Below are 19871 nucleotides of genomic sequence, written 5' to 3' on the forward strand. Positions count from 1 at the left end.
ATTGCCAAAAGGATACCTGATGCGAAAGTTGGCGCCGCTCGTCCTTGTCGCAGTTCTCACCGCATGCGCTCGGCCTTCGGATGGCCCAACCGCCGGTGGTTTCTACAACGCCACCGCCCCTCAGACTAACGAGCGGATTCCGGTCGTCAGGCTCTCGGAAGCGCCGATGAGGCCGGTTACGGTCACTCCGCTTGCCTATGCGGCCACCGATCCCGGGCTCAGCCTCATGCGCTCGAGCGGATTTGCCGATACGAGGCTGCGGCGCGGCGATGTGATCGAGGTGACGATCCTCGACACCGGCGAAGAAGGCCTTTTCTCCTCGACCCAGAGCAAGACCCTCAACCTCGGTCGCTTCACCGTCGATTCCACGGGCAACGTGACCCTTCCCTTCGTCGGCAAGCAGCGGGTTGTGGACTCCTCGACCGAGGCGCTGCAGACGCGCATCGTCACCGGCTTGAAGGGGTCGGCGGTCAATCCGCAGGCTGTCGTCACCGTGGTCGACAGGCCCTCCAGCGGTATCACCGTCAATGGCGACGTACGTTCCGCCGGTCGCTTCCCGCTCACCGCACGCAAGGAGCGTGTGCTTGATGCGGTAGCACTCGCCGGCGGCGCATCCTCTGCCCCCGGCTCGGCGACCGTCACGCTGATGCGCGGCAAGCAGCGTGCGACCGTGCCGCTTCAGCGCGTCATCGATGACAACAAGCAGAATGTCTACCTGCTGCCCGACGACCAGATCTATATCGACAAGGATGCACCGACCTTCACCGCTTTCGGCGCCTTCAAGAGTGTCGGCGAGTTCGAATTCGAGCCGGGCAGGCTGACGCTTGCCCAGGCGCTCGGGCGAGCCGGAGGCCTGCTCGACGATCGTGCCGATGCGCGCAATTTCTATGTGCTGCGCAACCAGCCGGTCTATACGCAGGTTGCGGCCGCAAATGCCAAGACCCCCGTACCGGCTGTGGTGAGCACCAAGCCGGTGATCTACCGCGTCAATCTGAAGGACGTTTCCAATCTCGCGCTGATGCAGCGGTTCCAGATGATGGATGGGGATATCATCTACGCCAGCAACGCCAGCCTGGTGGATTTTGCCAAGCTCTTCAACGTGTACCAGAAAAGCGTGCCGACGGCCGCAGCACCGATCCCGGGGTCGAGCGGCAATTAAGCATCGACAGCAGAAGATTTTGCGGAGCCGCCGAGCAGATGCAAGGCGGCTCTTGCATTTTCGGGCCTGTCCCGCGGGGCCTGTTGGGACAGGCGGTTCGCCAGTACCTTCAGGGCTTCGGATCCATCGCTCTCCTCGTCGCAATGGCTAAGCAGCAAGGACAGAAGACACCCGGCTGCGTAGAGATCGGATCGTTCGTCGAGCGGTTGACCGGCCATCTGTTCAGGAGATGCGAAATCCGGCTGGCCGGCAAAGGCAAGATCGAATTGACCGTGCCGGCATCCGCGCTCAAGCGCGATGCCGAAATCGGCGATCTTCAAGCGGGAGAGGTCGCCGTCGGCGAGAAGGTTGGACGGCGACAGGTCACAATGCACGAAACCGCCGGCATGGATGGCCTCCAGGCCTGAAAGCACCGAGGTCATCACTAAAGTGATCTCGCCGAGGGATAATGGCCGTTCGTGCAAAAGCCTCGCTAGGCGGCTGCCGATCCATTCCATGACCAGGGCAGGACGCCCATCGGCAAGGCGCAGAACGGTCTGGGTCGCGACAATGCGGGGATGGCGGAGCCCCATGCCGATTTCCGCCTCGCGCAGCATCAGTTTCCTGAGCACGGGATCGTCGGTCTGGTCAGGCCGCGGCAGCTTGATGGCATGAAACGTTCCAAGATCGCGATGGCGGGCGCGAAAGACCTGGGTGGCCGCGCCGTCATGGATCAGCGCCTCGAGCATGAAGCTGTTGGCGACGATCTCGCAATCCGCGTCGCGGAGCCGGGCCTCGCCTCGATCGAGCGCGTCCCGGACGCGGTCTACCAGGATTTGCCGGGTCTCGGGTGAACCGTGATTCAACGCCTGCCAGAGATGCGAAAAACGTCGGGCGATCTCTTCGAAATCCGCAGGATGATCATCTGTCATCGGTCTTCACATCGATCACGACCGCGCTGAGGTTTTCGCGGCAATTGGCAATCAGCCCCTCCTGGACGAGGATATCGGCCGCGTTTTCGATTTTTGCGGAAAGGAGGATTTCGGCGATGCTCCGCTCGGGGACGGCGCTCGGCAGCGGCGCGCTGCAGAGCAGCAGCCTGTCGCCGGCCTGCAATCCGCCGGAACGGACTTCGGGGATGAGATGTCCGCGCATGCCGATGGCGCGCGAAAGCGTGCGCCGCAGGCCGATCTCCACATGGTCGCGCGTGAGGCAGCGCATCATGCCGTCCCGCAGAAGATAGCAGCGGGCGTCACCGACCCAGAGCAGAGCGCAGCTCTCATCAAGCGTGGCCAGCACGACAATGCTCGCGACCGACGGCTCGCGATCTGAGGAGAGATAGGCCGACTGAAGCAGGCCGTGGGCTCGGCCGAGCTTGCCTTTGATGTCCTGCACCAGAGCTTCGATCGACTGCTGGTCGCCGGTCTCAGCCAGCATGTGAACGGCGATCTTGCCGACTTCGGCAGCTGCGTTGCCTTCGCCGACACCATCGGCGACGGCAAAGAGCGAGGGCGTTTCCGAAACGAGCAGCGCATCGGCGTTGACGCTCAGCCGTGTGCCGGGATGCGTGGCATGGCTGTGGCGGATCACCAGAGGATGATGCGGTTCGACGACAACAGGGCGCGGCGTCTCGGCCGTTTCGGGTTGCGGCCGTGCCGAAGCCGCAGGGGAATTGTCGTGCAGCAGCTTCGGAAAATCCTCAGGGTCCGGGGCGCCGCCGACACGAAACCCCTTGGCTCGTCGATCCTCGGGGCTGATCCGCCACCAGAGCGTGCCGCGGCCGGAAGCATTGTCCTGGAGCGTCTCGTTTTCCGCCAGGTCGGCCGGGCGCAGGGTCCGCAGCCGCTTCAGGCTCGCGGTGAAATGATTGATGTCGAAATCCCGCTTGGCCGAGCTTTCGCCGATCGCTTCGGCAGCCGTGAACCAGGTGTCGTCGAGGTAGAGCTGACGCGGATGCTCGGCAAAGCCGTGAAGCTGGGCGGCGATAACGAGCGGAAAACTGCGCCCGACGCGGTCGAGGCTCGGAAGTAGAACGCCGGCTATGGTGGCCGATCCCCAAAGACCGCGTTCGACGATAAAACGCCATGCCGGCATCATGCGAAATCGGCGTTCCCAATCCCCGCCGAGTTCCCGCTGCGCCGCTTGCAGCCCCGACTGCAGCCAGGCGTCGAGCGACGCCTGCAGGGTGCGGCCCAGTCCCATCGAAACGAAATCGCCGTGGCTCGGCAACTTGCCGAAGAAGCCGATCCTGTCGGCTTCGGTCGGGCTTCGGTCCAGGGTGGCGCGCTCGTTCATATCAGACCGGTCAGAATTGTGCCGGACATGAGAAGGCGCCGAGCGCCTCCAGCCGGAATGGATTGAGTACCGAACCGAACTGCACGTCGAACTCCGCCGCCTGGCCGTTCTGCTGGAACTTTGCCCGGAAGAGGTCGTCGCCCTGTATGGCGAGATCGGCATCGTCGAAGAGCCGGAAGGGCGACCAGTCGCCGTTCTCCGTCAGGGCCTGCTGCCAGCCGCCCGGCTGGAAGGCGAGGCGCGAAACGCTGCTGGCGTCCGTCGACGGCCAGGTGATCGATTTCGATTGGATGGGCCCGTGGAAATAGACCACGCGTTCGCCCTCGATCTCCAGCATCACGGCGCTGGCCGCCTCGGTCAGCGATACCGGCTTGACGTTGATTGAAATCGACGGGTTCTCGCTGCCGGCCGGGAAGAAGGCGCGGTTGATCTTGTCGGCATTCTCGAACTGGGCAATCGCCGCACTCGGGATGCTCGCTGCGCCGAACGTGCCCTTCCAGCCCCATGGCGAGGCGCTGGTGTCGACGAAGGCTTCGAGCTTTTCCTTGAAGAAGGTCTTGAACAGCCCCTCCGGTCCGAAAAGCCTGATGAAATCGCTCATCGCCACGTCGCGCGGAGATTTCCGGTCGAAGGGATAACGACCGGCGACGACATTCGAGCAGAAGCCCGCGCCTTCGGCGGCCCAGGCGCCGCTGATGCGCGAACGGGCGGATTTGACCGCCAGCGATCCGACATCCGCAGCCAGCCCCGCCATCCAGGTATCGACAGGCGCCGGCAGCTTGCGGGCCTGCTGCAGCAGGTCCTGGTTGGCGTCGGTGAGCTGGCTGTCGACGTCGAAGACTTTCGCAACTTCGGCGGTCGACGTCGTGGCGCGCGAAAGCTGCTCCTGGACCCTCTGCAGGATCGGTTCGAGCTGCCCGATCTCCGATCGCGGCGCATCCTTCGGCTCGTCGGCAGGCGACGATTGGCCGGCCGGCGCCTTCAGCGCTTCGCGCAGACGGCCGAAGGGATCGGGCGCATTCGCCGCACTCGCAAGCGCCGTGGTCGAGGCGGGAAGGTTGTCGCCAGCGGCCGAGGCGATTTCCGCCCCGGGCGTGCGCAGATCGGTGGCAGCAACGATCGATTTGGTGATCGTCTCGACCGGACCGGGCTCGCTCCCCAGGACGCGGGTGGTTTCCGCCGCATCGCTAATCGTCTGGGAAGGCTTCACCCTGATATCGGTGAGGATCGTCGACCAGCGCTGCTCGAAAGCGTCGAAGTAGAGCTGCAGCGTCGCCTGGGCGATCGTGTCGACCGTGACGCCGGCGGGATTGGGATCGCCGCGGACCCATTGCTCGTCGAGCGCGTCGCGCGCGGCGTCGGTGATCCCGGGCAGAACGGCGGTGCGATAGCCGGTCGCGGAGAAGAGGCCGGGAATGCCTTCGTTGAGCGGCGCCTTCGATTTCCGCTCGAAAGCCTGTTCGCCAAGCGGACCCAGCGCGCCTGCCGGGCTCCAGGCGGCAAGCGCGCGGGACGCGCGATATTCCGCCAGGATGTCATAGGCGCGGTTGGCGATGTTCTGCGAGTGGATGACCGCGCGCGTCTTGGCGATCAGCGCCTTGTCGAGCTCGATCGGTGGCAGCGCGCCGCGCGCCATGACATCGGCATGGTCAATCAGCGCCTGCCGGGCCGCGGCCCTGCCTTCGTCTGGATAGAGTCTCGTGAACATCTCTTCTGCTTCCAGCGCGGCAAAGTCCGCATTCACCGGGCCGAGGCCGCCGAGCATGCCGTAGAGCTTCAACGCGTCGAAGGTTCGGGTGACGTCGGTGGTCTCGGTCATGTCCTTCTGGAGCTGCACCAGCATGCGCGGCGTGTTCAGCGCCCGCTGATAGGCCTCGCGCTGCCGGCTGGCGACCTTGCCTTCCTGGTCGAGGCCGAGGCTTATCGGCCAGATGCGGGTCTTCGAGAAGTCGGTGGTGACGGCGGCGAGATTGTCGAGCGCTGGCAGGATGCGCAGGAAATCCGCATCCGAAACGTCGCGAACCGGCACGCCGCGCACCAGTTGTTCGTAGGCGTCGATGCGTCTTTCCGCGCCGGCCAGCGCCGTTGTGTTCTGGATGTAGGTGGCCGTCCAGCTCGTCAGCACCACGGCAAGCAGCAGGACCGCGCTCGCATAGGCCGCGCGGCGGAAGAGCAGCTGCCGCCCCGAAAGCCGCTTGTCGCGGGCGACCAGCGAGGCCTCGCCGAAGATCACCTCCTTGAAGAGGCGCGAGAGGAAATAGCTGCGCCGCATGCGGGGGACGGTGACCGTCTCCTCCCGCTGGGTGCTGGAGGCGAAATAAATGCCGCGCAGCAGCGGCGCCTCCACCAGCTTCGAACCCGAGCAAAGCTCGGTGACGACCTCGTGCAGACGCTCCTTCAAAGAGTTGAGCTCGGCCGGGAAACGGAAGATGCGGCCGCGCAATTCGGGATTGGGCTCCTGCTGCAGGCGTTCGATCAGCATGGTATCGACGCGTTGCTGCAGCAGGGTGAATTCCTCGATGAAGCGTTCCGGCAAATTTGCCGCCTTGTAGCTCTCGTCGAGGCCGAACGTCGTGCCCCAGACCTGTTCGCGGTCGCTTTTGTTGAAGCCGTCGAAAAACTCCACGAAGCCGGTCAGCAGATCGGTCTTGGTCAGCAGCAGATAGACCGGCACACGCGCATGCAGGAGTTCATCGAGTTCGGAAAGCCGCTGGCGGATCGCCCGGATTTCCTCGCGCTGCGCCTCCGGATCCCGCGTCAGCAGATCGCCGATCGACAGCGTCACCAGCGCGCCGTTGATCGGCTGGGAACGCCGGTACTTGCGCAGCAGGCCGAGGAATCCCTCCCAGCCGGCCTTGGCGGTGCCGTTCAGATCGTCCTGCGTCGTGTAGCGGCCGGCCGTATCGATGAGGATGGCCTCGTCGGTGAACCACCAGTTGCAGTTGCGCGTACCGCCGATCCCCTGCACCGAATTGCTGCCGAGCGCATCGCCGAGCGGGAATTTGAGGCCGGAATTGGTGAGCGCCGTCGTCTTGCCGGAACCCGGCGCGCCGAAGATGACGTACCACGGCAGCTCGTAGATATAGCCGAAGCGCTTCTTGGTGATGCGGCGGAGCAGCTGCAGCGCTTCCTTGAGCCGACCGTGGATCTCGCCGACCTCGGCCTGCTGGCTGGCCGCGGCTTCGGCCTCCGCGTCCCGCTCGATACCATCGACGAGCTGCTTGTCGCGGCGGCGGTCGCGGATGGTCGTGAAGACGAGATAGGCGAGCCAGACTGCGAGGATGATGCCGATCAGCGTCAGCCGCGCGCTGGCGCTCGCCAGCGGCTTGAAGTCGCCATAGGCGGCGAGATAGCCGTAGAACCAGATGACGACACAGATTGCCGCCACCCAGATGATCGAGATGAAGCGGCGGCCGATGAGGCCGGCATAGGCCTCCACATAGGAGCGGAGCGTATAGAAATAACTGAGCGGGTTCATCGCGAACCACCTCCTGCGGCGGGCGCCGTCGGTTCATCCGGCATTTCGGCCTGACGCGGCGTCGTCAAACCCGCATCGTTCAGCCGCTCGCTCGGATCGGTCAGGACCAGGATCTCGGTGCGGCGGTTCATCTCCCGGCCCTCCGGCGTATCGTTGGCGGTGATCGGGTCGGTGTCGGCACGCCCCTCGGTAAGGATCGCACCCGGCCCGGTGAATGAACTGAGTATTTCGCCGACCGCCTTGGCGCGGGCTTCGGAAAGATGCCAGTTGGAGGGGAACTGCACAGTGCGGATCGGCACATTGTCGGTATAACCCACCACCACGGCGCGGAAGTTCTCCGCGGCCAACGCACCGCCGATCCGCTGGAGGAGATCGTGGAATTTCTGGCTGACCTCCGCGCTGCCGGTGGCAAACAGGCCGGAATTGCTGATCCGCACCAGCAGCCTGCCATTCGAATCCGAGAGTGTGACGAGCTTCTTCTCGACCTCCGGCTGGAGGAAGGCGAGCAGATTGTCGAGCCGGCTCGGTGGTTTCACTTGCTGCGGCGGTGGGGGCGGTGGGGGCGTTTCGGCGACGACAACAGGCGGCGGCTGCCGGGGAGGCTCCGGAACCTTGACCAGTACGCTCGGCATATCGCGCGGCGGCAGCCTGGCAAGCCGCTCGAACGTTCCGTCGGAGGCGCGATTGAGCGAAAGCGTGAAGAAGAGGTAGCCGAGCGCCAGGATCAGCGTCAGAAGGGAAAGAAGCGTCCAGATCGCGGCCGCGGTGCGCAACGGCTGATGCCGGGCCGAAACGCCCTTCCAGTGGGGAGAAAGCTCTCGTTCGAAGACGCCGTACTGGCCAAGCAGCGTTTTGTAAAGGCCGTCGCGGATGCGGCCGAGCTCCAGCCCGCCACGCGGTGAAACGCGGGTGCGGCCCTCGAAGGCAAGCGACAGGCAGAGATAGATGAGGAGAAGCAGGTCCTTGTTGGCGCCGGGGCTCTGGTGGAAATGGTCGAGCAGGTCGAACACCCGTTCGCCGCCGGTCACGTCCATATGGAAGGTGGAGACGAGACCCGAACGGGCCCAGCCGGCACGAACGCCCCAGGCCTTGCTGAGCACGACATCGTCGACCGTCGCGCAGACGACGTAATGGGCGGCACGTGCGCGTTCGGGGCTGATGCGGGCGCTCGCCAGATCGCGTTCGTAGCGGCCGACGGCCTCGATCGCCACCTGGCGCAGTTCGTCGATATCAGGCTGTTCTTCCGTGTAGCGCAGGCCATGAGCAAGGTTGAGGAGGGGTGCGGCCGAGCGCACCAGGGTCGGCACGTCTTCGGCTCCGAAGCGAAAATCCCGGACGAGCGTTTCGACGGACACTGCGCCCTTCGGACGCGATCCCGCCGGCGTCTTTCCGCCCTCGCTTTCGGGAAAGTCGAGGACGTCATCCAGCATCTCCGCCATCTTGCGGGCGGATTGCTTTTTCCGAGTGCCGTCCTCGGTGAGTTCGACGATGGTCGGCAGGTTCTGCCAGGTGGAGGCGGGTTCGGTCTTCATTCTCTAAGGGCCCACAGTTCTATTTCGAGCCCGGGAAAATCGCCGGCGAGGTGCACGGCGATGGCGCCCGAAGTGTCGAGTTGTTTCCAAAGCGGGTTCTTGGTGTCGAGTTCGAAGTAGATGGTGCCGGAGCGATAGGGGAGCTGGCGTGGCAGCACCGGCAGCGGCCGGACGGGGATGCCCGGCAGCGCGACGTTGACGAGGTCGGCGATGCGCTCAACCGGGCCGATCTTGATCTGCGCCGGCAGCTTGCGGCGCACGTCTTCGGCCGGCATCTCGGCCCGGACCGCCAGCACGAAGCCGGCATCTCTCAGCAGCGAACGGTCGTTGATCGTGCCGATCCTGACGCCATGCCGGCGTTCGGCGAGCTCGATCGCCACGGCTGCCTGTTCGAGCACGGATGACAGCGAGGCGCGCAGATCGTCGAAGACGGCCGCGAACGTCGCCTTGAGGTCGTCGTGGCGGTAAGGCGGGAAGTCGCTGGCACGTTTGCGATCGGTCGTGAAGGTGGCGAGCTCGCCGGCAAGCTGGATGCAGATCTCGTAAAAGGTGATGGGGTGGAGCCGCGTCGCGTTCGCCGAAATGTGTTTCAGCATCGGATCCGCGCGGTTGAGCATCTGTAAGAGCAGGTAGTCGCCGACTTCTGCCGTTCCTCGAATGGTGGGATCACCGATCCGTTCGGCGATCGCCTCCGCACGGTGGCGCACGATGCCGAGCAGCTCGGTGATCAGCTCGCCGAGCCGTGCAGCAGCCGTACAGTTGAGGCTCGGCACGATATAATCCGGATCGAGGATCACGGCCCTGTCGGAACGCACCTCGATGATGCGGGCAAGTCCGATGAGCTCGTAGCCGGCGAGTTCATCGCCGGTCCTGAGATAACGCAGGCTGAGACGGCCGACATCGATCGGCGCCATGAAATCGGTCTCGACATTGGCATCCGGCGCTTCATAGGGCGAAGCGATGAGCCGGACGCTATTGCGCGAAGCACCGCCGTTCAGCGCCACATCGGCCTTGCCCGGCTGACGGGAGGGAAGTGCGAGATAGACGACCGCATTCTTGGTGTTCTCGTCGAGATCGAGCGGTGGCGGCAGGTCGGTATCAACAGGGGCTTCGAACGGCGTTCCGTCCGGCAATACGCCGCGCAGGTTCGACAGCGCGAATTGGCCGATCGCCAGTGCGCCGCGGTCGATGCCGATCTCCGCCACCCCCCAGGGATAGGGCGACAGGCCGTGCGTCGCCGTGCGCACGAGCCGCTCGGTCCAGCGGTCCGCCTGCTGAAAATGCTGCACGCGAAGGAACATGCCTTCGCTCCAGGCCACCCGGTTTTCATTCCTCATGATGCGCGTCTTTTCCTTCCTGCCCGTCTTGCGGACGAGGCCCTGCCTGCGTGCCGTTCACCGCCCTCGTCATTGCGTGGCGGAAAACGTCCTGGATTGACCGGCTCTTGCCGTCCTGTTCGAATTGTGCCCGGAAGGCGCGCCAGTAGGCCTGGTCTCTGCCCCAGGGCAGGCGCCAGGCGCCCGTCTCGACCCGCGCCTCCAGCATGCGCGGCTCCAGCCGGCCCGCCGCCTGAACGAGAGCCTCAAGCGCGGAATTGAGCTTGAGCTGTTGCCCGAGCAGGGCTTCGATGCGGGAAAGAAGCGCTTCCTCCCTGCCGCCGGCCAGGAAATCCGGCTCGCTGGCGGCGGACGGCGCATTCAGCTCGAAAACGGCGTAGCTATTCTGGACAGCCTCTTCGAGCCGGGTAAGCAGCGGCTCCAGGCGATCGGCCAAGTCTTCGGGCCGGCCGATCGTCAGCGCCGGAAACTCCTCGGCCTCCGGATCGTTGTCGTTGACGATCTCGATCACCGGTGCCGGCCGGCGCTGAACGATGGGCGCGGAGACATGGGTGGCGGAACCATGTTCCAGGTGGCTGCCATATTCGGTCTCTTCCGAATTCCAGTCCTCCGGCAGAAGCTGGGTGACTGAGCGGATCTCCGGAGGGCCGCTCCAGCCGATCTCGACATCGCGGGATGAGGCGGTTGTTTTCTTGCCGCCCGTTTCGGGAAAAGCCCAGTCATCGCTGGCACGTTCGCCAAGGATACCGTTTGCAGTGCGACCGCCCGGAGCGATATCGGCCAGGATGGCGGAAATGGTCAGCGGTTCGTCACTCAGCATGAGACCGGCATCGGGATCCTCAATCTCGCGGTCTTTCTCGCCTGATATGTGGACGGAAAAGGCAAGCCCGCCCATCTCCAGTCGCGACCTGTCGGAAAGCCGCACGATCTGGCCGTCATGCACGGCGACGCCATCGACCCGGGAGCCGTTTGCGCTCTGGTCGCGCAGCAGGAAGCCTTCGCGGTCGCGCTCGATGATGCAATGGAGCTTCGAAACGGAGCGCCGATCCTCCGGCAGCCGCCAGTCGCAATCCGGTGCCCGGCCGAGCGTTCGCCGGCCACGTTCGAAGAACCATTTCGACTGGCCTGCTGGCGCCGTCGCGTCACTGGTGATCTCTTTCAGTTCAAGCCGCATTCCTCGTCTCCTCACCGCGCCTGAACCGACAGGCGCTCGACGATCACTGCATCGCCGCTGTCGCTTACAGCCGGCGCGACCCTCGCCCAACTGTTCCAGCCAAGCCGCGGCGGATCGCCCGCCTGTCCGAGCTGGCAGAAGGGAACGTCCTCCTTCTTCAGGATCGCCTGTATGTCGAATTCGAGCGCCGCACCGACATAGAGCCGCGTCAGGGCGAAGAGCTCGGTGATGGCGCGGGCGCCCGGCGCGAGCGAGAGGTAGTCGGCATAACCGAGTGGACCGATGACGATGCGAAAGCCGCCGCTGAAATCGTGGATCGCCGCACCTGCCGTCGCATTGACGCCAAGCTGGACGCCCTGGGGCTGGCCCATGCGGCTGCGCTCCTCGACCGGGATGGTCAGCCAGCGGCCGCGGAACAATTCGATCTCCACCGGCAGGCCACTGAATTCGCAGAGCATGGCCCGGAGATTGACGGCATTGCGGTTGCGCGCGGCAAAGAAGCCCGAGAAACGCAGGATCAGTTCCTCGTCGACGCCGCTCTTTTCGACGAGACGCTTGGTGCCGAAGCCGGTCAGCGACAGGAGCGTGGTGACGAAGGCGTTGTTTGCCCATGTTCCGCCCCAGCGCAGCCGCCGGGCGATGCGGTATTTCTCGCAGGCGTCAGCGAAGAGTTCCGCCATCCGCGCGCTAAACAGGTCGAAGAAGCCCGCCAGCGCCCGCGACCTGTTGCGTTCCTCGCGCATGACGAGGTCGTTGTAGGCCGACGGCATCGAGCCGAGCACCCCGACGAGACCGGCAAGCGCACTGCGGACGACGGCGCCGCCGCCCTTGCGCTTGTATCCGCTGACGGCAAGAGGCGCCGGCGAGACGCCGACATGCGAGGCGACATCAAGCCGTCCTTCTCCCACCGAAGCCTGTGCGACGCGAAAGGCCGTCACCGGCTCGAAGCGGCCGGGGTCGCGTTCGAGTAGATCGGCAAGGGCGTCTGGCTTGCGGGCGACGGGGAGATCCATGGTTTAATAGCGATCCTTCCTTAGAGAAGCGGGCGTTCGGCGGCGCGTGCCGGCCACCGGGCGATCGGCTTCGATTGGCCCTTCATCCCGATGGTGAGCCGGGTGAAGCTGTTGACCGAGGTGTAGAGACTGAAGAAGCGGTCGAGCACGCTTCCGAACAGGAAGGCCGAGGGCCGGTCAATGGCGGCCGGATCGAATTCAAGCGCGATCTCGGTGCCGGGCACCATGCCGCCGCTGCCGAGACGGGCGGTCGAATTGCCCGCCTTGATCCGGACGAGCGCATCGACGAATTGTTTGGTCTCGGGGCTGTCCCGGAAAGCGTAGAGCGACAGGATATCCTTCAGCGCAGCACCGTCATTGTCGAAGAGCGACAGGTGGTTGAGAATGAGATGCGACATCAGCCGCCAGTTCCGCCCTTCCTGATCGTTCATCCTGACCGACGGCGTCGGCGGGATCAGGGCTTCAACGCTGGCGACCGCCTCATGGCCGGAGGCGAGCTGCAGAAAAGGATGGCCGCCGCCGAAGGGAAGCTGTTCCGGCAGGTCGCGGTTGAGGCAGAGCGTATCGACGCTTGCGACCGCATCGACGGGACCCATGGAGCGTCGCTGCCTGTCGACGAAGGCGATGTCCATGTCGCTGGTTCGGTCGTCTTCGTCGAAACGGCGATAGGCCTGCCAGTAGGTCGCGCTCGTGCCTGCCCGCTGCGACCGTCCGAAGAAGGGCTGGCAGAATTCCTCCTGCCCGCGTGATCCGGTCAGCAGAACGCGGTCGATCGAATAGATCTCGCGGGTCTTCTGGCGCCGTGCATCCGGCAGGAGACGGTATTCGGTACGAGTGCCGTCGATGGCAATCGGCTCGCAGACCTGGCGGAAGAGATTGACGACGGGCGTCGCATTGAGTGCGAAGTCGCGGACCGAGACTGCGCGTTCGAGCTTGGCGTCGCTTTCCCCGAGGTAGACGAAGAGCTCCAGCGTCTCCCCCCGCCAGGCGTCGAGCCCTTCGACGTCGAGAAAAAGAAACTTCCGCGGCAGAGCGAAAAATTCGGTCAGCAGCCGGTAGCCGATGAAGCTCGGCGCCGGATAGGGCAGCATGGCCTCTTCAGGTTCGAAGCCGACCGGTTTGAGATTGCCCGCCGGCAGGAAGACCGGCGAACGGTCGTCCGCATGTTTGGCAAGTGCGATGCCGAGCGTGTGATTGGCAAGCAGTTCGTAGATCGCCACCGCCTGCTGCCAGGGGGATGGAATGTGCAGGCGCAGCCGGCTCATGCCAAGGCCGCCAAGCGGCTTTCGGGCATCGAGAGAGCGGATGGACAGCCTCAGGCAACCGGCAACGCCGGCATAGGGCGAAAGCGGCGCATTGATCGGCTGGCCGGAAAGTTCAGCACCGGTGATTTCGATCGGCGCGATCTCGACTTCCTGCGTGGTGCGGAAGCGGCAAGCTTCGCCTCTCACCGGCTCGGCCAGGACTTCCGTATGGCGCGGCACGATCTGGACAGAGGCGAGCGTGTCGGCTGGGCGGAACTTGACGATGCTCATCGAGGGCAGCGGCGCCAGATAATGGGGATAGAGCGTTTCGAGCAGGCCGTCGGTGAGCTCGGGAAACTCGTCGTCCAGCTTCTGGCGGACGCGGGCGGCCGAATAGGCAAAACTCTGGATCAGGCGTTCCACATGCGGGTCGTCGGCGACGTCGCCGGTCATGCGCAGCCGGCCGGCGATCTTCGGGAAGGCATCGGCAAAGCGCGCGGCCCGGCGGCGGAGCGCCAGCAATTCCTCATTGTAACGGTGCAGGAAACCTTCAGCCATGCGCCGCCTCCACGAGGAAGCGCTGGGTCGAGGGATCGATGGTCGACTCGAAGCTGATCGGCGGCATGCCTTCATGCAGGCGGAAGGTCGCCTGGATGCGCATGCGCAACGCCCGTTCGGTCATCGTCCGGCTCTTGAGGATCGTCACCCGCACATCGGACAGCCGCGTTTCGAAAAGCGCAATCCGCCGCTCGATCGCTTGCGCAAGCTTGAGCTTGGCCTGGTCGGTCATCAGATTTGCCGAGACGATTCCGTCGACGCCATAGCTCACCAGGGCGTCCCTGAGTTCGGAAAGTGCTGCCGGCGGCGTCGTCGGGCAGCGCCGCGTGTTGAGCAGCGCTTCGAGATCGCGGCGGATCGCCTCCCTGACGTCGCGGACCTGGTCGACGAAGCTCATCGGCGGATCGACGGTGCGATCCGGAGCCTCGTCGATCAACCTGTCGAGGATCGAGCGGGCGAGGACGCGGTCGCGCAGCCGGTAGCGTTCAAGGGGATCAACCATGCGCAACCTGCCTGCCGGCAGCCGTTGCCGGCACGATCTCCAGACTTTGGGTGTCATGGAAGGAAACCAACTCGTCGCCGGCGAGGTAGCAGCGCTGGCCACGGCCGGTGGTGATGCCGGTGGGTTCCTCGATCCATTCGGTCTCGCGGCCAAGCCTGAGCGTCGCATCCTTGCCGGTGCCATGATAGATCGCCGGCAGAAGCACCGACGCGGCTGCGCCATCGATCAGGGAGAGCTCGGCGCGGCGGAAGGCCAGATCGCGCGGACGGGCAATCGGCTCTATCGAGAGCGCTGCGATCTTGGAAAAATCGATCCAGAGATAGCCGCCACCGGTCATGATGACTTCGAGAGCATGCGGCGTGCGGTCGTCGAGGTCGCGGAAATCGGACACCGCCTTGCCGTTCCAGATCAGCGGACGTTCGCCCCTCAGCTTCTCGAGCGCATCGAGCGTGGTCCTCGCCTCATCCGCGTTGTCGTCGCGATGGGCGATGCCGAGGCGGACGGCGAGCTTGTCGAGTTCGCTCGGCCCCTGCGGAAATTCCGGCAGGGCGCTGCTTTCGAACCAGGCGTCGCGCGCCGCCATCGCCCGAAGCTCGTTGCGCAGCAAGGCGAAGCCCATCGTCGCGTCGGGAGAGAGGGTGGCAGCAAGGCTGCACTGATTGTCCGCCCGCTGGTAGTCACCGGCAAGCACGAGGAGATCGATATAGAGATGCCGCGCCTCCTGATCCGAGGGCTTGACCTTCAGATGCGCCTTGACCTGCTCGATCGCGTCATCGAGGGCGTTGTCGCTGAGCGATTGGGCGATGCTGGCGGAAAGCGTCATGCGGACATCCTCTCGGGTATGGCAACGGGGCGGCTCAGGATCTGGCCCGTGGTCGCGGTCTCGGCGATGAGATGGAAGCTCGTGGCAACGTCATCGAGCTGGAAATGCGGCTGCAGCCGGACCGTGCAGGAGAAGCTGCCGGGCTTGCCCGGAATCTCGGCGACGCCGATGCCGGCCGAGCGCAGGGGAAAGCGAGTACGCAGCGCGATGTCGGCGTCGTCGTTGCCGAGCGTATAGGCGGTCAGCCAGTCCGCCAGCTTCCGCTCGATCGAGATCGCATCGGCAAGCTGGCCGATTTCGTCGCGCATGATGACCTTGAGATAATGCGAGAAGCGCGACGCGCAGAGCACATATTGCAGCATGGCGGCGAGGCGGGCGTTCTGGCGCGCATGTTCGTTGGAATAGTGCGGCGGCGCATGCAGCGACTGGTTGGAATTGAAAATCGCCGAAGAGGAGAGATAGGTAGTCGCGGCAGGGATGATGCCGAGCTCGCAGAACTGCTGCTGCTGGCCGCTGGTCAGATGGACTTCCACCGGCGCCTGGGCTGATAGTCCGTTGCTTTCGGTGCCGAAATCATAAGGTGGAAGCTCGGTTGCGCTCAGCAGGCCGCCGTCGATGGCATCCTGCGTAACGCCGCGGATATCCGCGAACCAGCCGGAATCGATGAAATTTCGGATGACGACGGTCGCAAAAGCGAAAGCGGCGTTGCCCCAGAGAAGCGAACTGCCGTCGCTAGCAATGCTTTCACGGAAGGGAAAGCCGTCGTTGCGATTGCGTGCATGAGGCGTGAGCGGCGAGCGCATCAGGATGCGCGGCGCGACAAGTCCGAGGAAACGCGAATCCTCACGTGCGCGGAGACCATTCCAGCGGATGCGGGTCGTCTCATTGGCAAGCCAGGAAAAGTCGTTGACCCGATTCAGCTCGTGAAAGTCTTCAAGCCCGATCGCCAGCGGTGAGGCGCCTGCGATGAAGGGGCAGAAGGCGGCCGCCGCCACCATGCCGATCTGCGACAGCGTGCTGACCGGATCGCCGCCGGCCGGATCGGCCGGAGAAAGATAATAGTCGCCGACCAGCAGACCGAAGGGTTCGCCGCCCGGCATGCCGAACTCGCGGCTATAGATCAGTTCGAAGAGGTGGCTTTGGTCGAAGTCGCTGGCACGCTCCATGCTCCGCGTGAGCTCGCTCCAGCTGACGCCGAGAAGCTTGACCTTGACCTCGCCGCAGCGGCTTGCCTCGCGCACGAGCATGGCGAGGCCACGCCATCTCGCCTCCATCGCCTGAAAATCGGGATGGTGGAGGATGGCATTGACTTGCTTGTTCAGCGCTTCGTCGATCAGCGTAATCAGCTGATCCGCCCGGCGCCGCCATTCAGTGCTGGAACCCATCGTCAACCTGACACAAATGTTTCGAACGCAAGGTCCAAGCGCGGCGGCAACCCGCCGCGCTTGGACCTGCTTTCATCAGTTCTTCGAGGGAATCCGGGCGACCATGCGCAGCGAGGTGGTCAATTCCTCCATCTGCAACCACGGACGCATCCATGCCACGGCGTTGTAAGCGCCAGGCCTGCCGGGGATTTCCTGGACGGTGACTTTTGCCTCGCGCAGCGGATATTTCGCCCGCGACTCTTCGCCGGCGTCGTCATTGGCGTTGACATAGTTGGAGATCCAGCGATTGAGCCAGGCCTCGCAATCTTCCGCCTCCATGAAGGAGCCGATCTTGTCGCGGCCCATGACCTTGAGATAATGGGCGAAGCGCGAGGTCGCCATCATATAGGGCAGGCGGGCTGAGACGGCCGCGTTCGCAGTCGCCTCGGGCCGGTCGTAGAGCTTCGGCTTATGCGCGGTCTGCGCCCCGAAGAACACGGCATAGTCCGTATTCTTGTAATGGCAGAGCGGCAGGAAGCCGAGCTTGCCGAGTTCGGCGTCGCGGCGATCGGTGATGCCGACTTCCGTCGGGCATTTCAGGTCCAGATCGCCGTCGTCGCTCGAGAAGATGTGCATCGGCAGCCCTTCGACCTTGCCGCCGTTTTCCGCCCCGCGAATGGCGGTGCACCAGCCGTTCTTGGAAAAGGCCTCGGTCAGACGCGTGCCCATCACATAGGCTGCGTTCATCCAGCAGTAGGAACCGTGCGATAGCTCGCCGGTCTTGGAGCCGCCGGTTTCGTCGAAGTTGAACTCCTCGATCGGGCTGGTCTTCGGGCCATAGGGCATGCGGGCGAGCACACGCGGCATGGCGAGCGTCACGAAGCGGGAATCATCGCTGTCACGCAGGCTGCGCCACTTGGCGTATTCAACCGTCTCGAAGATCTTCTCGAGATCGCGGGGTTTTGCGAGCTCCCGGAAATCCTCGAAGCCGAACATGCGCGGGCTGGCGGCTGAGATGAACGGGGCGAAAGCGGCTGCGGCGATCATCGACACACCCTGCAGAAGCTGGACGTCGTCGAAGGAATTGTCGAATTCGTAATCGCCGATCAGCACGCCCATCGGTTCGCCGCCCGGCGTGCCGAATTCGTCTTCATAGACCGACTTGAAGAGGCGCGACTGGTCGAATTCGACGGCCTTTGCCAGATCCTTGGCGACATCGCGCTTGGATGCATTGAGCACACGGATCTTCAGATTGGCGCTGGTCTCGCTGTTCTTGACGAGATAATTCAGGCCGCGCCAGGCGCCTTCGAGCTTGGTGAACTCAGGCGACTGCATGATGGCGGCGAGCTGACCTGATATCGCCTTGTCGATCTCGGCAATGGCATTGTTCAAGGTGATCGTCAGGTTGCGATCATAGGTGACGGTGCCCTTCAGGGCTTGATCGGTGAGCGTGCGCAGAAGGTCCTGGGCACGGTCGGGCTCGGTCTGGCGGGTCGCTGCAACGACCTTCGAGAGCAGGTTTTCATCAGACGCGAAGCCTACTTCTTCCTTTGTTTGCAATTGCGTTTCGGCGGTCATCTATCGATCCTTTTTGCGAAAGCGGCGGCCCTCGAAGCATGAGGGGTTCCCTTCAAAAGGGGCCGCTGCCGGACAACGACTCTTCAGGAATGGAGAGCGCGGGCCGCGATCGGTCCGCGATCCCAAGCACTCAGTTCAATGCGTCCTTGGCCTCTTCGGCTTTGTCGCCGCCAAGCTGGGCCACCAGCTGCGAGAGATCGGCCTTGTTCTGCAGGATATCCTCGAGCAGGCGCTCGAGCTCTTCGGAGCGGTCCGCCTTACTCATCAGGTCGCGCAGCTGGTTGCGCGCGTTGAGCAGGGCCTTCAGCGCCGGCACCTGATCGACGACCGCGCCGGGTTCGAAATCGGCCATGCTTTCGAATTTCAGCGAAACGGGAAGCTCTGTTCCGTGCTTCTCGAGAGTGTTCTCGACCGACAGGGTGAGGCCCGGCGTCATGCGGCGCATGACGTCGTCGAAGTTGTCGCGGTCGACCTGCACGAACTTGCGCTCGCCGAAAGGCTTGAGCTGCTGCGTGGGATTTCCGGAGAAATCGCCGAGCACGCCGACGACGAAGGGCAGTTCCTTCACCACCATCGCGCCTTCGGTTTCAACTTCGTATTTGATGTGGACTCGCGGTTTGCGAACCCGTTCCAGTTTCTCATGCACACTTGCCATCGAGATTCTCCTTCGTCTCATCGGCGGATTGTCAATTGAGGATGCTGCGGCGTGCCGTTAGCCTCCCTTGTCGGCTACGGGCTGGATGCCGGCTGCCGTCAGCACCGCGTTGCGCGTCTGCTGTTCGGGCAGGAGCTCGGCAAGAAGCTCGAAAAAATCCATGCGGCCGCGACGCACCAGCGTTTCGATCGACATGGAGATCGGTGAATGGGGCTCCGTGCGGCGGAAATAGCGCGCAACGGCGATCAGAAGTTCGAAGGCCTCTTCCCGCGAACGAATCATCTCGGCGCTGACAGGCCGCAGGCCGATGGCTTCGGACTCGTCGGTTTCAACTGCCCGCAGTGGCTCGGATCCTTGCGAGGCAAGGGCTTGCGGAGCGGCCAAGGGCGCTTCGGTCGGCGCTTCGATTCCTGCCAGCATCCGGATTGCAGATGCCGCCTCCTGCAACACATTGCGTGTATTCGAACTCGGTGGCGCCTGGTCGCCGCAGTGTATGTCAAGTATTTCGACCATGCGATCGAAAGCGGCGATGCACTCGGTCAGCACGCCGAGATAGGCTGACATCTGAGCGACACCGGCTTCCGCCGCCGCCTGCTGCAATTCCTTGCGCCGCTCGGTTTCGTTCGGCCGCTGCGAAAGCTGGAAATCCCAAAGCGAAAACTGGGCGAATTTTCCGCCCGGGATCAATGATGTCAAACGAATAGCCTGGATAAGCGTTCCTTCGCCGCCGACGCCGTTCAGCCCCGCAAACGGCGCAAACCGTTCCTCGACGTCACCATCTCCGATCGAATGCAAAGCGTCGAAATGCTTGTCTAAAAGCGACACGGTTGCGACGTAGACGTCATGCAATCCTGAGAACCCCCGCAGCCGCAGCTGCGCTTCAGCGAGCCATGCCAATACTTCGATATCCTTGCTCTTTGAAGAAAGGATCTGCAATCCAAGATTGCTAACATCGTGCCATGCAGGTGCAATCGCAATAGTTTCACCCGGGATAATACTACGTTCGGCTGTACGCGCGGCGTTTCTCGCGTCCTTAATTCTATAGTATATTTCACGAGATACAGTATTACTCCGCACGTTTTCTCCGCACGGATGATTTTGTTCAAGTGGATCTATAATTTCGAGAACATTCACGCGGTTAAATTCCTCAAAAGGCAGAGCATAATGCAAAGATTGGTCA

The 19871-nt window shown here is 63.7% G+C and carries 15 protein-coding genes; 1 reads left to right on the forward strand and 14 read right to left on the reverse strand.

The genetic code is table 11. The features are described 5' to 3' along the window. The first annotated feature begins 19 nt into the window (after positions 1-19). Positions 20-1159 carry a polysaccharide biosynthesis/export family protein gene (locus tag C3Y91_RS18900; protein WP_130665632.1) on the forward strand — a complete coding sequence of 380 codons (1140 nt, stop codon included), beginning with the start codon at positions 20-22 and terminating at the stop codon, positions 1157-1159. On the opposite strand, the gene C3Y91_RS18905 is transcribed toward C3Y91_RS18900, so the two are convergent. The 14 genes from C3Y91_RS18905 to tssA all read right to left on the reverse strand — a co-directional run bounded on the left by C3Y91_RS18905 (position 1156) and on the right by tssA (position 19825). After that, on the reverse strand, positions 1156-2070 hold the full coding sequence (locus tag C3Y91_RS18905) for a serine/threonine-protein kinase (RefSeq protein WP_130714241.1): 915 nt from the start codon (positions 2068-2070) through the stop codon (positions 1156-1158). The genes C3Y91_RS18900 and C3Y91_RS18905 overlap by 4 nt on opposite strands. Then, entirely contained in the window at positions 2060-3433 is a 1374-nt protein-coding gene (gene tagF / locus C3Y91_RS18910) for a type VI secretion system-associated protein TagF (RefSeq protein WP_130665630.1), read from the reverse strand. The genes C3Y91_RS18905 and tagF overlap by 11 nt, the downstream gene beginning before the upstream one ends. Positions 3434-3443: 10 nt before the next feature. After that, positions 3444-6911: a type VI secretion system membrane subunit TssM gene (tssM, locus tag C3Y91_RS18915; protein ID WP_168575677.1), complete on the reverse strand. Its 3468-nt coding sequence runs from the start codon at positions 6909-6911 to the stop codon at positions 3444-3446. Then, the gene (gene tssL / locus C3Y91_RS18920) at positions 6908-8443 is read right to left on the reverse strand and encodes a type VI secretion system protein TssL, long form (RefSeq protein WP_168575678.1); all 1536 of its coding nucleotides are present in this window, start codon (positions 8441-8443) and stop codon (positions 6908-6910) included. The genes tssM and tssL overlap by 4 nt, the downstream gene beginning before the upstream one ends. Then, complete coding sequence (gene tssK, locus C3Y91_RS18925; protein ID WP_130656466.1) at positions 8440-9780, reverse strand: type VI secretion system baseplate subunit TssK; 1341 nt, start codon at positions 9778-9780, stop codon at positions 8440-8442. The genes tssL and tssK overlap by 4 nt, the downstream gene beginning before the upstream one ends. After that, positions 9770-10954, reverse strand: a complete 1185-nt coding sequence (locus tag C3Y91_RS18930; RefSeq protein ID WP_168575679.1) for a type VI secretion system-associated FHA domain protein — start codon at positions 10952-10954, stop codon at positions 9770-9772. Before C3Y91_RS18930 ends, tssK begins: the two co-directional genes overlap by 11 nt. 11 nt (positions 10955-10965) lie before the next feature. Beyond that, positions 10966-11967 carry a type VI secretion system baseplate subunit TssG gene (gene tssG, locus C3Y91_RS18935; protein WP_130656468.1) on the reverse strand — a complete coding sequence of 334 codons (1002 nt, stop codon included), beginning with the start codon at positions 11965-11967 and terminating at the stop codon, positions 10966-10968. A gap of 20 nt (positions 11968-11987) precedes the next feature. Further along, positions 11988-13769, reverse strand: a complete 1782-nt coding sequence (gene tssF / locus C3Y91_RS18940; RefSeq protein ID WP_130656469.1) for a type VI secretion system baseplate subunit TssF — start codon at positions 13767-13769, stop codon at positions 11988-11990. Beyond that, on the reverse strand, positions 13762-14271 hold the full coding sequence (gene tssE, locus C3Y91_RS18945) for a type VI secretion system baseplate subunit TssE (protein ID WP_130656470.1): 510 nt from the start codon (positions 14269-14271) through the stop codon (positions 13762-13764). The genes tssF and tssE overlap by 8 nt, the downstream gene beginning before the upstream one ends. Beyond that, positions 14264-15094 (reverse strand): type VI secretion system accessory protein TagJ, encoded by an 831-nt coding sequence (locus C3Y91_RS18950; protein ID WP_130656471.1) that lies wholly within the window; start codon positions 15092-15094, stop codon positions 14264-14266. Before C3Y91_RS18950 ends, tssE begins: the two co-directional genes overlap by 8 nt. Then, on the reverse strand, positions 15091-16479 hold the full coding sequence (gene tssC / locus C3Y91_RS18955; RefSeq protein WP_130665626.1) for a type VI secretion system contractile sheath large subunit: 1389 nt from the start codon (positions 16477-16479) through the stop codon (positions 15091-15093). The genes C3Y91_RS18950 and tssC (C3Y91_RS18955) overlap by 4 nt, the downstream gene beginning before the upstream one ends. A 75-nt stretch (positions 16480-16554) precedes the next feature. Further along, positions 16555-18036: a type VI secretion system contractile sheath large subunit gene (gene tssC, locus C3Y91_RS18960; protein ID WP_168575680.1), complete on the reverse strand. Its 1482-nt coding sequence runs from the start codon at positions 18034-18036 to the stop codon at positions 16555-16557. A 130-nt stretch (positions 18037-18166) separates the two neighbouring features. Beyond that, positions 18167-18691, reverse strand: coding sequence for a type VI secretion system contractile sheath small subunit (gene tssB, locus C3Y91_RS18965; RefSeq protein WP_168575681.1), 525 nt, complete (start codon positions 18689-18691; stop codon positions 18167-18169). Positions 18692-18748: 57 nt separating this feature from the next. After that, positions 18749-19825 carry a type VI secretion system protein TssA gene (gene tssA, locus C3Y91_RS18970; protein WP_130665625.1) on the reverse strand — a complete coding sequence of 359 codons (1077 nt, stop codon included), beginning with the start codon at positions 19823-19825 and terminating at the stop codon, positions 18749-18751. Between the last annotated feature and the right edge of the window lie 46 nt (positions 19826-19871).

This window comes from Rhizobium ruizarguesonis (genome assembly GCF_012349115.1).
GTDB lineage: Bacteria > Pseudomonadota > Alphaproteobacteria > Rhizobiales > Rhizobiaceae > Rhizobium > Rhizobium ruizarguesonis.

Coding starts and splice junctions, on each gene's coding strand:
- tssC (WP_168575680.1), bottom strand. CDS start 18,036: ATGACCGCCGAAACGCAATTGCAAACAAAGGAAGAAGTAGGCTTCGCG.
- tssG (WP_130656468.1), bottom strand. CDS start 11,967: ATGGATCTCCCCGTCGCCCGCAAGCCAGACGCCCTTGCCGATCTACTC.
- tagF (WP_130665630.1), bottom strand. CDS start 3,433: ATGAACGAGCGCGCCACCCTGGACCGAAGCCCGACCGAAGCCGACAGG.
- tssC (WP_130665626.1), bottom strand. CDS start 16,479: ATGGGTTCCAGCACTGAATGGCGGCGCCGGGCGGATCAGCTGATTACG.
- tssF (WP_130656469.1), bottom strand. CDS start 13,769: ATGGCTGAAGGTTTCCTGCACCGTTACAATGAGGAATTGCTGGCGCTC.
- tssK (WP_130656466.1), bottom strand. CDS start 9,780: ATGAGGAATGAAAACCGGGTGGCCTGGAGCGAAGGCATGTTCCTTCGC.
- C3Y91_RS18930 (WP_168575679.1), bottom strand. CDS start 10,954: ATGCGGCTTGAACTGAAAGAGATCACCAGTGACGCGACGGCGCCAGCA.
- tssL (WP_168575678.1), bottom strand. CDS start 8,443: ATGAAGACCGAACCCGCCTCCACCTGGCAGAACCTGCCGACCATCGTC.
- C3Y91_RS18900 (WP_130665632.1), top strand. CDS start 20: ATGCGAAAGTTGGCGCCGCTCGTCCTTGTCGCAGTTCTCACCGCATGC.
- tssM (WP_168575677.1), bottom strand. CDS start 6,911: ATGAACCCGCTCAGTTATTTCTATACGCTCCGCTCCTATGTGGAGGCC.
- tssE (WP_130656470.1), bottom strand. CDS start 14,271: ATGGTTGATCCCCTTGAACGCTACCGGCTGCGCGACCGCGTCCTCGCC.
- C3Y91_RS18905 (WP_130714241.1), bottom strand. CDS start 2,070: ATGACAGATGATCATCCTGCGGATTTCGAAGAGATCGCCCGACGTTTT.
- tssB (WP_168575681.1), bottom strand. CDS start 18,691: ATGGCAAGTGTGCATGAGAAACTGGAACGGGTTCGCAAACCGCGAGTC.
- C3Y91_RS18950 (WP_130656471.1), bottom strand. CDS start 15,094: ATGACGCTTTCCGCCAGCATCGCCCAATCGCTCAGCGACAACGCCCTC.